The sequence below is a fragment of the Streptomyces sp. BBFR102 genome, assembly GCF_051397025.1.
GTDB lineage: Bacteria > Actinomycetota > Actinomycetes > Streptomycetales > Streptomycetaceae > Streptomyces.
In genome coordinates this window covers 592,434-604,288 of record NZ_CP195757.1, presented here as the reverse complement: position 1 = coordinate 604,288, position 11,855 = coordinate 592,434, and the positions used below count along the sequence as shown (strand labels likewise).

General features: G+C 72.4%; 11 protein-coding genes. 9 read left to right on the top strand and 2 right to left on the bottom strand.

All coding sequences use genetic code 11. The features are described from left to right. Positions 1–464 precede the first annotated feature (464 nt). Positions 465–2,447 carry a threonine--tRNA ligase gene (gene thrS, locus ACSLIC_RS02735; RefSeq protein WP_436736070.1) on the top strand — a complete coding sequence of 661 codons (1,983 nt, stop codon included), beginning with the start codon at positions 465–467 and terminating at the stop codon, positions 2,445–2,447. Positions 2,448–2,483: 36 nt separating this feature from the next. Here thrS and ACSLIC_RS02730 read toward each other — a convergent pair whose 3' ends face one another. Continuing rightward, the gene (locus ACSLIC_RS02730; RefSeq protein WP_436736069.1) at positions 2,484–3,170 is read right to left on the bottom strand and encodes a potassium channel family protein; all 687 of its coding nucleotides are present in this window, start codon (positions 3,168–3,170) and stop codon (positions 2,484–2,486) included. Between the two features lie 67 nt (positions 3,171–3,237). On the opposite strand from ACSLIC_RS02730, the gene ACSLIC_RS02725 reads away from it, so the two are divergent. Continuing rightward, a complete protein-coding gene (locus ACSLIC_RS02725; RefSeq protein WP_436736068.1) occupies positions 3,238–3,831 on the top strand; it encodes an HIT family protein in 594 nt (197 codons plus the stop codon). 49 nt (positions 3,832–3,880) lie between these two features. Here the strand turns inward: ACSLIC_RS02725 and ACSLIC_RS02720 are convergent, their stop codons facing one another. Then, positions 3,881–5,536 carry a hypothetical protein gene (locus ACSLIC_RS02720; RefSeq protein ID WP_436736067.1) on the bottom strand — a complete coding sequence of 552 codons (1,656 nt, stop codon included), beginning with the start codon at positions 5,534–5,536 and terminating at the stop codon, positions 3,881–3,883. A 291-nt stretch (positions 5,537–5,827) separates the two neighbouring features. Here ACSLIC_RS02720 and pgsA point away from each other — a divergent pair, with 291 nt between their 5' ends. The 7 genes from pgsA to ACSLIC_RS02685 all read left to right on the top strand — a co-directional run bounded on the left by pgsA (position 5,828) and on the right by ACSLIC_RS02685 (position 11,693). After that, positions 5,828–6,484, top strand: a complete 657-nt coding sequence (gene pgsA, locus ACSLIC_RS02715; protein WP_436736066.1) for a phosphatidylinositol phosphate synthase — start codon at positions 5,828–5,830, stop codon at positions 6,482–6,484. After that, positions 6,481–7,380 (top strand): phosphatidylinositol mannoside acyltransferase, encoded by a 900-nt coding sequence (locus ACSLIC_RS02710; protein WP_436736065.1) that lies wholly within the window; start codon positions 6,481–6,483, stop codon positions 7,378–7,380. Before pgsA ends, ACSLIC_RS02710 begins: the two co-directional genes overlap by 4 nt. Further along, a complete protein-coding gene (locus ACSLIC_RS02705; protein WP_436736064.1) occupies positions 7,377–8,537 on the top strand; it encodes a glycosyltransferase family 4 protein in 1,161 nt (386 codons plus the stop codon). The genes ACSLIC_RS02710 and ACSLIC_RS02705 overlap by 4 nt, the downstream gene beginning before the upstream one ends. Positions 8,538–8,632: 95 nt before the next feature. Continuing rightward, the gene (locus ACSLIC_RS02700) at positions 8,633–9,169 is read left to right on the top strand and encodes a hypothetical protein (RefSeq protein WP_436736063.1); all 537 of its coding nucleotides are present in this window, start codon (positions 8,633–8,635) and stop codon (positions 9,167–9,169) included. Between the two features lie 127 nt (positions 9,170–9,296). Next, positions 9,297–10,211, top strand: a complete 915-nt coding sequence (gene pdxS, locus ACSLIC_RS02695; protein WP_436736062.1) for a pyridoxal 5'-phosphate synthase lyase subunit PdxS — start codon at positions 9,297–9,299, stop codon at positions 10,209–10,211. 3 nt (positions 10,212–10,214) lie between these two features. Beyond that, complete coding sequence (pdxT, locus tag ACSLIC_RS02690; RefSeq protein WP_436736061.1) at positions 10,215–10,808, top strand: pyridoxal 5'-phosphate synthase glutaminase subunit PdxT; 594 nt, start codon at positions 10,215–10,217, stop codon at positions 10,806–10,808. Between the two features lie 132 nt (positions 10,809–10,940). Beyond that, complete coding sequence (locus ACSLIC_RS02685) at positions 10,941–11,693, top strand: YebC/PmpR family DNA-binding transcriptional regulator (protein ID WP_436736060.1); 753 nt, start codon at positions 10,941–10,943, stop codon at positions 11,691–11,693. Positions 11,694–11,855: the final 162 nt, after the last annotated feature.

The following is an 11,855-nucleotide window of genomic DNA, read 5'->3' as shown; positions in this document are numbered from 1 at the left end:
GCCGCAGTGGTGGACGGTCTCGCGGGTCATGTGCAGGACGAGCGCTCCCACGGGGGCCTTCGCGAAGGGGCCTTCGGAGGGGCCGCGGGGCTGTTCCAGCTCCTCCTGGCCGCGCACCCCGGCGACTCACTCCGCGTACCGGGTGCCGAGGAGGCCGGCGGCCGGGGGCTGGTCCCCGCCGGACGGATGTTCCAGCGCCCCTCGGCCGGCTCCCAGAAGTACTCGGCGTCGGTGCGTCCGTTGAGGCGGGGGCGGAGCGGGTGGGGCCAGTACCGGTCCGGCTTGATCGGGGAGGAGGCCGTACCGGTCCGTCGTCGTGCGGGCACGGTAGGCGGCCTTGAGGGGGTGGGCGGGCGGACGTGTCGGCGGAACCCTTTCGCGTCCGCCCCCCGTGGCTCGGTACCATCGCCCCGTGCGTGCCGCCAGGTCCGGCGCACGCTCCCCACCTCAGTCAGGAGAGACCGGTGTCAGACGTCCGTGTGATCATCCAACGCGATTCCGAGCGGGAAGAGCGCGTGGTGACGACGGGCACTACGGCCGCCGACCTCTTCGCCGGCGAGCGCACCGTGATCGCCGCCCGGGTGGACGGTGAGCTGAAGGACCTCGCGTACGCCCCGGGCGACGGCGAGAGCGTCGAGCCCGTCGACCTGTCGTCCGAGGACGGGCTGAACATCCTGCGCCACTCCACCGCGCACGTGATGGCCCAGGCCGTGCAGGAGCTCTTCCCCGAGGCGAAGCTCGGCATCGGCCCGCCGGTCAAGGGCGGCTTCTACTACGACTTCGACGTCGCCGAGCCCTTCACCCCGGAGGACCTCAAGCGCGTCGAGAAGAAGATGCAGGAGATCCAGAAGCGCGGCCAGCGCTTCTCCCGCCGGGTCGCCACCGACGAGGAGGCCCGCGTCGAGCTGGCCGACGAGCCGTACAAGCTGGAGCTGATCGGCCTCAAGGGCAACGCCGCGCAGGCCGCCGACGGTGCCGACGCGGAGGTGGGCGGCGGCGAGCTGACCATCTACGACAACCTCGACGCCAAGACCGGCGAACTGTGCTGGAAGGACCTCTGCCGAGGCCCCCACCTGCCCACCACCCGCAACATCCCGGCCTTCAAGCTGATGCGCTCGGCCGCCGCCTACTGGCGCGGCAGCGAGAAGAACCCGCAGCTCCAGCGGATCTACGGCACCGCCTGGCCCTCCAAGGAGGAGCTGAAGGCGCACCTGGAGTTCCTCGCCGAGGCCGAGAAGCGCGACCACCGCAAGCTCGGCACGGAGCTGGACCTCTTCTCCTTCCCCGACGAGCTGGGCCCCGGCCTCGCCGTCTTCCACCCCAAGGGCGGGGTGGTCCGCAAGGAGATGGAGAACTACTCCCGCAAGCGCCACGAGGACGCCGGGTACGAGTTCGTCAACACCCCGCACATCTCGAAGGAGCAGCTCTTCGAGACCTCCGGGCACCTGCCGAACTACGCCGAGGGCATGTTCCCGCCCATCGAGTTCGACGGGCAGAACTACCGCCTCAAGGCGATGAACTGCCCCATGCACAACCTGATCTTCAAGGGCCGGGGCCGCTCCTACCGCGAACTGCCTCTGCGCCTCTTCGAGTTCGGCACGGTCTACCGGTACGAGAAGTCCGGTGTGGTGCACGGCCTGACCCGCTCGCGCGGCTTCACCCAGGACGACTCGCACATCTACTGCACCAAGGAGCAGATGCCCCAGGAGCTGGACTCCCTGCTCACCTTCGTGCTGGACCTGCTGCGGGACTACGGGCTCAACCAGTTCGAGCTGGAGCTGTCCACCCGCGACCCCGAGTCGGACAAGTTCATCGGTGAGGACGCCGAGTGGGAGGAGGCCACCGAGGCGCTCCGCCAGGCGGCCGAGAAGCAGAACCTCCCGCTCGTCCCCGACCCGGGCGGCGCCGCGTACTACGGCCCGAAGATCTCCGTCCAGGCCAAGGACGCCATCGGCCGCTCCTGGCAGATGTCGACCATCCAGGTCGACTTCCAGCAGCCGAAGCGGTTCGGCCTGGAATACACCGCGGCGGACGGCTCGCGCCAGCAGCCGGTCATGATCCACCGTGCGCTCTTCGGCTCCATCGAGCGGTTCTTCGCGGTCCTCCTGGAGCACTACGCGGGCGCCTTCCCGGCGTGGCTCGCCCCCGTCCAGGCGGTCGGCATCCCGATCGGCGACGCGCACGTCTCCTACCTCCAGGAGTTCGCCGCCGATGCCAAGGCGCGCGGGCTGCGGGTGGAGGTCGACGCCTCCTCCGACCGGATGCAGAAGAAGATCCGCAACCACCAGAAGGCCAAGGTGCCGTTCATGATCATCGTCGGTGACGAGGACATGAACGCCGGCACCGTCTCCTTCCGGTACCGCGACGGCTCCCAGGAGAACGGCATCGCCCGGGGGGACGCCATCGCCAAGCTCCTCGACGTGGTGGAGCGGCGCGTCCAGGTCTGAGACCCGGTACGCACGCGAGGGCGGCCCCCGGTGAGCTCAGCTCGCCGGGGGCCGCCCCGTGTTCTCGTCCTCCTCGGCGAAGACCTGGAGCAGCCAGGAGGCGAACGAGCCGGTCACCGCGCCCAGCAGCGCGAGGCCGCCGGCCATCAGCACCACCATCACCGTCCGGCCGAGGAAGGTGACCGGCACCGCGTCGCCGTACCCGACGGTGGCCAGGGTGGCGCAGACACACCACACGGCGTCGCCGAAGGTGCGGATCGTGGAGTCCTCCGCCGAGCGTTCCGCCGCGTAGACGGCGAGCGCCCCCGCGAAGCCGAGCAGCAGCGCCGAGAGGCCCGCGTAGCTCATCACCCGGGCGTACAGGTTCAGGCGGGGGCGCCGACGCCTGCGGCGGACCGCCTCGTAGAGGGGGACCACCCGCAGGGGGCGCAGCAGCGGCAGCAGCAGGACCGCCGTGTCCAGGCCGTGGCACACCCAGAACCGCGGTCCCTCCCCGCTGAGCCGCCAGCGCACCGCGTAGTCCGCGGCGAAGAGCAGCCAGCAGCCCAGCAGCAGGGCGACGCACAGGTCATGGACCCCGGGCGGCAGCCCGGTTCCCAGCACATGCAGGGCGTAGGCGCCGAGGAACACCAGGGAGGCGGTGGCGAGCGGCAGCTCCGTGCGGTTCTCCCAGCGGTGCAGGCGCCGCTGGTCGGCGGCGGGCCGGGGCGGGCGGGTGCGCATGGGCCCCAGCATCGCGGCCCGGTCCAGGCCACCGCCCCGGCGACACGCTCCCGGCGGCGGAGGTCATATGCTGCGAGGCATGACGACTGAGCCGGAGCAGCAGTTCGGAGTGGGGACGCCCGACGCGTTCCAGCGCCTGTGGACGCCCCACCGGATGGCGTACATCCAAGGGGAGAACAAGCCGACCGGGCCCGGTGCCGAGGACGGCTGTCCGTTCTGTGTGGTCCCGGCCAAATCCGACGAGGCCGGGCTCATCGTCCGGCGCGGGTCGCACGCGTACGCGGTGCTCAACCTCTACCCGTACAACGGCGGCCACCTGCTGGTGGTGCCCTACCGGCACGTCGCCGACTACACGGAGCTGGACGCGGCGGAGACCGCGGAGGTCGCCGAGCTGACCAAGCAGGCGATGACGGCGCTGCGCTCCGCCTCCGGCGCGCACGGCTTCAACATCGGGCTCAACCAGGGGGCGGCCGCCGGCGCGGGCATCGCCGCCCACCTCCACCAGCACATCGTGCCCCGGTGGGGCGGGGACACCAACTTCATGCCGGTCATCGGCGACACCAAGGTGCTGCCGCAGCTCCTCGCCGACACCCGGGCCATGCTCGCCGCCGCCTGGCCCGAGGACGACGGCGCGGAGCTGACCGACACCGACGCGGGCTGAGGCCCCCGGCCGGGCAGCGCCTCCGGGCGGCCGCCCGGCCCGGGCCCGCTCAGGCGTCGTACAGGTCGGCCTTCTTCGGTGCCGCGTCCTGGACGGCGCCGCTCAGGCCCGCCGCGCGGCCCGCGAAGCGGCTGGTGTCCACGCCGTTCTCCTCCAGGACCCGCAGCGCCGCCTTGTGCACCACCCGCAGCACCGGCGCCGCCGTGCGCAGCGCGTCGTCGGCCATGAAGCGGTTGGCCCACGGCCTCCCCGCCCACACGTGCCGCAGACCGAACGGCTCCGGCAGTGCCAGCTTCCCGCCGAGGAAGTCGAGGACCGGCGGGTACGGGGTCAGCGGGGCGCGGACCAGCAGCCGCACCACTTCGGTCGCGTCGACCAGCGGCAGCTTGTGGGTCTTGGTCTCCCAGAACTTGATCGGCTTCGCCGTGGTCCGCTCGCGCGCCGCGGGACCGCCGCTGAACAGCCCGTGCACCGGTCCCAGCGCGTGGCCGGTGACCTCGATGCGCAGCGTGTGGTGGAGCACCGTGACCGTGATCAGCATGGTCAGCACCAGCTGGCCGTCCCACAGCACGAACTGCACGCCGAGGTAGTGCCGGTTGCCGTTGCTGAACTGCTGCTCGTTGCAGATCCGCTGGATCTCGTGCGGCTTGACCTGGTACGCCTCGACCGTCTCGCCCTCGGGGCGAGAGACGCCGCCCGCGTTCTCCCCGACCGGGGAGACGATCCAGTGCTTCACCGAAGGCTTGGGGAAGCCACCGGTGTGCAGCGGGCCGCGCTCCAGCATCTGGAGCTGGTCGTGGATGGCCCGGATCACGTCCCAGGAGCGGAACGGGTTGATCTCCTTGCCGGCCTCCGCCGGCTCCAGGTCCTCGGCCAGCTGCCAGCTGCCCCACCGGGTGCCCATGCCGAGGATGCCCTTGGGGCCCGCGTAGAAGACCGAGTTGCTCTGCTGCTCCGCGGCGAGCTTGGCGAGGCTGACCCGCAGCTGCTCGGCGGCGGCGTCGTCCGGGTTGGCCGGAACGGCCTCGGGGATCTTCGCGCCGGAACCGCCGCCCGCCAGCAGGCTGGACCAGTGGGCCCGCAGGTCCCGCGCGGTCCGTTCGGCGAGCAGTTTGGCCAGGAACCAGCCGAGCACCGGCCCGACGACGCAGCCACGGATGTACCACGGCAGGAGGCCCTCGGTCGGCAGTCCGATCAGCAGCACCACCGAGGCGACGGCGCCCACCACCATCAGCAGCGTGCCGAGCAGGTCGGCGCTCTTGGCCACCCACTTGCCCGACATCGTCCGCAGCTGGAAGGCGAGCACCCACAGGGCCGCGCCGGGCAGGAACAGCACCCCGCACACCAGCGCGATCAGCGTCAGCCGCTGGTCGCGCTGCTTGCGCAGCCGGCTCGCCGCCAGGCAGTGCTCGACCACCACCTGCGGCTCCATGCCGAACGCCTGGATCAGCGGCTTCCGCCCGGCGCCCAGCATCCGCACCACGACGGCCTGCGAGAACGCCTCACCGAGCAGCGGCGCGAAGATCTTCAGCTTGCCGGGCTTCACCGCCGTCTTGTGCCAGTCGCCGTCGGCCTCGGTGATCTTGTCCAGCGGGTCGTCGCGGTACGCCACCGAAGCCAGGGCATGGGTGGCGGCCGTGCCGCCCGCGCCCCCGGTGACGGGGATCTGCGCCCCGGGGCTGAAATCGAAGAAGTCGTCCGCCATGCCGCCCCCATCGCCGCGCTGCCGGAGCGCTGTCGTCGTGTCGTCACCATCCGGACCCGACTGCCGTGCCCGGCCTTCCTGCTGATCCGCAGTCAGGGTATCGGGGCGCGGGGGCGCGCGGCAGGGGACAGGGAAGGTCGAGGGGGAGCGCACCCGCCCGGACGCCGTCCGCGCGGGTGGGCGGGGCGCGTCGGCCCGGGTGCCCCGAGGGCGGGTCGGCCTGTGCGTGACTACGATGGGCCAGCCGATGCCCGGCCCGGACACCGGCCCCCACCGACCCTCGGGAAGGCCATGCTGAACAAGTACGCGCGAGCGTTCTTCACGCGCGTCCTCACACCGTTCGCCGCGTTTCTGCTCCGCCGCGGGGTCAGCCCCGACGCCGTCACCCTCATCGGGACGGCCGGAGTGGTGGTGGGTGCGCTGGTCTTCTTCCCTCGCGGGGAGTTCTTCTGGGGCACCATCGTCATCACCCTCTTCGTCTTCTCCGACCTGGTCGACGGCAACATGGCCCGCCAGGCCGGGATCTCCAGCCGCTGGGGCGCGTTCCTGGACTCGACCCTCGACCGGGTCGCCGACGGCGCGATCTTCGGCGGCTTCGCCCTCTGGTACGCGGGCAGCGGCGACGACAACACCCTGTGCGCGGTGGCGCTCTTCTGCCTCGCCGCCGGACAGGTCGTCTCGTACACCAAGGCCCGCGGCGAGGCCATCGGCCTGCCGGTCGCGGTCAACGGCCTGGTGGAGCGCGCCGAGCGGCTGGTCGTCTCGCTGGTCGCGGCGGGCCTCGCGGGACTGCACGCCTTCGGCGTCCCCGGCATCCAGGTGCTGCTGCCGATCGCCCTGTGGGTGGTCGCCGTCGGCAGCCTGGTCACCCTGATCCAGCGGGTCGTCACGGTCCGCCGCGAGGCGATCGAGGCGGACGGCCCGGCGGGGCAGGGAGCCGCCTCGTGAACGAGCGGCTCTCCGACGGGCTCTACGGCCTCGGCTGGAGCACCGTCAAGAGGCTGCCCGAGCCGGTCGCCGTCCGCCTCGGACGGAGCATCGCCGACGCGGCCTGGAAGCGGCGCGGCAAGGGCGTCCTCAGGCTGGAGGCCAACCTCGCCCGGGTGGTCCCGGACGCCGGCCCCGAGCGGCTCGCCGAGCTGTCCCGGGCCGGGATGCGCTCGTACCTGCGGTACTGGATGGAGTCCTTCCGGCTGCCCGCCTGGAGCGAGGAGCGGATCAGGAACGGGTTCGAGCCGGACGGCCTGCACCACCTGACCGACGGCCTCGCCGGCGGGAAGGGCGTGGTCCTGGCCCTGCCCCACCTCGGCAACTGGGACCTGGCCGGCGCCTGGGTCACCCGCAACCTCGGGGTGCCCTTCACCACCGTCGCCGAACGGCTCAAGCCCGAGACCCTCTACGACCGGTTCGTCGCCTACCGCGAAGGGCTGGGCATGGAGGTGCTGCCGCACACCGGCGGCTCCGCCTTCGGCACCCTCGCCCGCCGGCTGCGCGCCGGCGGCCTGGTCTGCCTCGTCGCCGACCGCGACCTGTCCGCCTCCGGCGTCGAGGTGAAGTTCTTCGGCGACACCGCCCGGATGCCCGCCGGGCCCGCGATACTCGCCCAGCAGACCGGCGCCCTGCTGCTCCCCGTGACCCTGTGGTTCGACGGGACCCCCGTCATGAAGGGCCGTGTCCACCCGCCCGTCGAGGTGCCGGAGACAGGTGAACGGACCGGGAAGACGTCCCTCATGACACAAGCCCTCGCGGATGCCTTCGCCGAGGGCATCGCCGGCCACCCGGAGGACTGGCACATGCTCCAGCGCCTCTGGCTGGACGACCTGGAACCACGGGAGCAGCCTTGAGGATCGGCATCGTCTGTCCGTACGCCTGGGACGTCCCCGGCGGCGTCCAGTTCCACATCCGGGACCTGGCCGAGCACCTGATCCGCCTCGGCCACGAGGTCTCCGTCCTCGCCCCGGCCGACGACGAGACGCCGCTGCCGCCGTACGTGGTCTCCGCCGGACGCGCGGTCCCCGTGCCGTACAACGGCTCCGTGGCCCGCCTGAACTTCGGCTTCCTCTCCGCCGCCCGGGTCCGCCGCTGGCTCCACGACGGCACCTTCGACGTCATCCACATCCACGAGCCCGCCTCGCCCTCGCTGGGGCTGCTGAGCTGCTGGGCCGCCTCCGGGCCGATCGTGGCCACCTTCCACACCTCCAACCCGCGCTCGCGGGCGATGATCGCCGCGTACCCGATCCTCCAGCCCGCGCTGGAGAAGATCAGCGCGCGCGTCGCGGTCAGCGAGTACGCCCGGCGCACGCTGGTGGAGCACCTGGGCGGGGACGCGGTGGTCATCCCCAACGGCGTCGACGTCGGCTTCTTCGCCCGGGCGGAGCCCCGGCCCGAGTGGCAGGGTTCCACCCTCGGCTTCATCGGCCGCATCGACGAGCCCCGCAAGGGCCTGCCCGTCCTCATGAAGGCCCTGCCCGCCGTCCTCGCCGCCCACCCCGAGGCCCGGCTGCTGGTCGCCGGACGGGGCGACGAGGAGGAGGCCGTCGCCGGGCTCCCCGCGGAGCTGCGGGCGAGGGTCGAGTTCCTCGGCATGGTCAGCGACGAGGACAAGGCGCGCCTGCTGCGCAGCGTCGACGTGTACGTGGCGCCCAACACCGGCGGCGAGAGCTTCGGCATCATCCTGGTCGAGGCGATGTCCGCGGGCGCCCCGGTCCTCGCCAGCGACCTGGACGCCTTCGCGCAGGTCCTCGACCACGGCACGGCCGGCGAGATGTTCACCAACGAGGACGCCGACGCGCTGGCCGCCGGGGCGATCCGGCTGCTCGGCGACCCCGGGCGCCGCGAACGGCTGAGCGAGCACGGCGCACGGCACGTCAAGCGCTTCGACTGGTCCACCGTCGGCGCCGACATCCTCGCCGTCTACGAGACCGTCACCGACGGCGCCGCCTCGGTCGCCACCGACGAACGCGTGGGCCTCCGCGCCCGCCTGGGCTTCGCCCGCGACTGACCGGGCCTCGACGGCGGTGCGGCGGGGGGCCACCCTGAGGGCTCCCGCCCGGGTGCGCCACCCCGTCCGCCTCCGGCCGCGTAGCCTTGCCGCCCGTGACCTCCACACTGATCTGGATCGCGGTGGCGCTGTTCGCCATCGGTGTCTACCTGAGCTGGACCGCCGGCCGCCTCGACCGGCTGCACGCCCGGATCGACGCCGCCCGCGCCGCCCTCGACGCCCAACTCCTGCGCCGCGCCTCGGTAGCCCAGGAACTCGCCACCGCCGGGGTGCTCGACCCCGCCGCCTCCATCGTGCTCTACGAGGCCGCGCACGCCGCCCGGCAGGCCGACGAGGAGGCCCGCGAGGTGGCCGAGAGCGAGCTGAGCCAGGCCCTGCGCGCCGTCTTCGGCGACTCCTCCCAGGTCGACGCGGTCCGCGGGGCGCCCGGCGGCACCGAGGCCGCCGAGGAACTGGCCGCCGCCGTACGCCGGGTGCCGATGGCCCGGCGCTTCCACAACGACGCCGTCCGCGCCGCCCGCGCGCTGCGCCGCCACCGTACGGTGCGCTGGCTGCGGCTGGCCGGGCACGCGCCGTTCCCGCTCGCCTTCGAGATGGACGACGAACCTCCGGCGGCGCTGGCCGACCGCTGAGCCGGGGCACGGGGGCGGGCCCGGGCCAGAACGATCCACCGCCTGTTCATTGGCCCTTGTCCCGAAGTGCCCCCCGGGAGTTGGCTTCACGGCGCAGCAATTCGACTCGTCCCTCGTGAGGTAGCCCGTGTCCAGCACGCCCCCCGCCACTCCCGCCGCCCCCGCCACCGGCACCGCCCGCGTCAAGCGCGGCATGGCCGAGCAGCTCAAGGGCGGCGTGATCATGGACGTGGTCACGCCCGAGCAGGCGAGGATCGCCGAGGACGCCGGCGCGGTCGCCGTCATGGCGCTGGAGCGGGTCCCCGCCGACATCCGCAAGGACGGCGGCGTGGCCCGGATGTCCGACCCGGACATGATCGAGTCCATCATCGCGGCCGTCTCGATCCCGGTGATGGCCAAGTCCCGCATCGGCCACTTCGTGGAGGCCCAGGTCCTCCAGTCGCTCGGCGTCGACTACATCGACGAGTCCGAGGTCCTCACCCCCGCCGACGAGGCCAACCACTCCGACAAGTGGTCCTTCACCACCCCCTTCGTCTGCGGCGCCACCAACCTCGGGGAGGCCCTGCGCCGCGTCGCCGAGGGTGCCGCGATGATCCGTTCCAAGGGCGAGGCGGGCACCGGGAACGTCGTCGAGGCGGTCCGTCACCTCCGCCGGATCAAGGCCGAGATCGGCCGCCTGGCCGCCTGCGACCAGCACGAGCTGTACGCCGCCGCCAAGGAACTGCGCGCCCCCTACGAGCTGGTCGCCGAGACCGCCGCCCTCGGCCGCCTGCCCGTCGTGCTCTTCTCCGCCGGCGGTGTCGCCACCCCGGCCGACGCCGCGCTGATGCGCCAGCTCGGCGCCGAGGGCGTCTTCGTCGGCTCCGGCATCTTCAAGTCCGGCGACCCGGCCGGGCGCGCCGCCGCCATCGTCCGCGCCACCACGTTCTTCGACGACCCGAAGGCCGTCGCGGACGCCTCCCGCGACCTCGGCGAGGCCATGGTCGGCATCGACTGCGACACGCTCCCCGAGGCGGAGCGCTACGCCAACCGCGGCTGGTGACCGATGGCCGCCACCCCTCTGGTCGGCGTCCTCGCCCTCCAGGGTGACGTCCCCGAGCACCTGAAGGCGCTCACCGCCTCCGGCGCCCGGGCCACCACGGTGCGGCGGCCCGGGGAACTGGCCCGCCTCGACGGACTGGTCCTGCCCGGCGGCGAGTCGACGGCCATCTCGAAGCTGGCCGCCCTCTGCGGCCTCACCGGGCCGCTGCGGACCCGGATCGCCGAGGGCCTGCCGGTCTACGGCACCTGCGCCGGAATGATCCTGCTCGCCGACGAGATCCTCGACCCGTGCGCGGGCCAGGAGACCTTCGGCGGGATCGACATGATCGTGCGCCGCAACGCCTTCGGACGGCAGAACGACTCGTTCGAGGCGTCCGTCCAGGTCACCGGCGTCGCGGGCCCGCCCGTCGACGGGGTCTTCATCCGCGCCCCGTGGGTGGAGTCCACCGGCCCCGCCACCGAGGTGCTCGCCACCTACGGCGGCCGCCCCGTGGCGGTCCGCCAGGGCAACGCGCTGGCGACCTCGTTCCACCCCGAACTGACCGGCGACCACCGGCTGCACGGCCATTTCACCGAACTGGTCCGCACCGCCGCCTGACCCCGGCGTACCGGCCGCCCCGCCCCTGCCGTACCCTCGCCACCCTGTACAGCAGGGGCAGGGTGCCCCGGTGTCCCGGTAGGATCACTCGGGTTCGTTCAGTACATGTGGTGACGCGAAGGAGACAGGCAGATGTCCGGCCACTCTAAATGGGCTACGACGAAGCACAAGAAGGCCGTGATCGACGCCAAGCGCGGCAAACTCTTCGCGAAGCTGATCAAGAACATCGAGGTCGCGGCCCGGATGGGCGGCGCCGACGTGGAAGGCAACCCGACCCTCTTCGACGCCATCCAGAAGGCCAAGAAGCAGTCGGTGCCCAACAAGAACATCGACTCGGCCGTCAAGCGCGGCGCCGGCCTCGAAGCCGGTGGCGCCGACTACGAGACGATCATGTACGAGGGTTACGGCCCCAACGGCGTCGCGGTGCTCATCGAGTGCCTCACCGACAACCGCAACCGCGCCGCCTCCGACGTGCGCGTGGCCATGACCCGCAACGGCGGCTCCATGGCCGACCCCGGTTCGGTCTCCTACCTCTTCAACCGCAAGGGCGTCGTCATCGTCCCCAAGGGCGAGCTGACCGAGGACGACGTCCTCACCGCCGTCCTGGAAGAGGGCGCCGAGGAGGTCAACGACCTCGGTGAGTCCTTCGAGGTGCTCAGCGAGGCCACCGACCTGGTCGCGGTCCGCACCGCCCTCCAGGAGGCCGGGATCGACTACGACTCGGCCGACGCCAACTTCGTCCCGACCATGCAGGTCGAGCTGGACGAGGAGGGCGCGCGCAAGATCTTCAAGCTGATCGACGCGCTGGAGGACAGCGACGACGTGCAGAACGTCTTCGCCAACTTCGACGTCTCCGACGAGGTCATGGCCTCCGTCGACGCCTGATCCACCAGCGGTCACCGCACGGCCCGGGTCCTCTCCGCACCGGAGGGGACCCGGGCCGTGCGGGCTTCCGCGCCCGCCCCGCGGCACACCGGCACCGGGGTTCGGGGATTGTCGGCGGCTGCCGATAGCCTGCCGGTGCGTGCGCGAACACCAGGTCGAAGA

Bases quoted from the DNA above. Each gene is read 5' to 3' on its own strand.
- ACSLIC_RS02720 (WP_436736067.1), bottom strand. From the start codon at position 5,536: ATGGCGGACGACTTCTTCGATTTCAGCCCCGGGGCGCAGATCCCCGTC.
- pgsA (WP_436736066.1), top strand. From the start codon at position 5,828: ATGCTGAACAAGTACGCGCGAGCGTTCTTCACGCGCGTCCTCACACCG.
- ACSLIC_RS02685 (WP_436736060.1), top strand. From the start codon at position 10,941: ATGTCCGGCCACTCTAAATGGGCTACGACGAAGCACAAGAAGGCCGTG.
- ACSLIC_RS02725 (WP_436736068.1), top strand. From the start codon at position 3,238: ATGCTGCGAGGCATGACGACTGAGCCGGAGCAGCAGTTCGGAGTGGGG.
- ACSLIC_RS02730 (WP_436736069.1), bottom strand. From the start codon at position 3,170: ATGCGCACCCGCCCGCCCCGGCCCGCCGCCGACCAGCGGCGCCTGCAC.
- pdxT (WP_436736061.1), top strand. From the start codon at position 10,215: ATGGCCGCCACCCCTCTGGTCGGCGTCCTCGCCCTCCAGGGTGACGTC.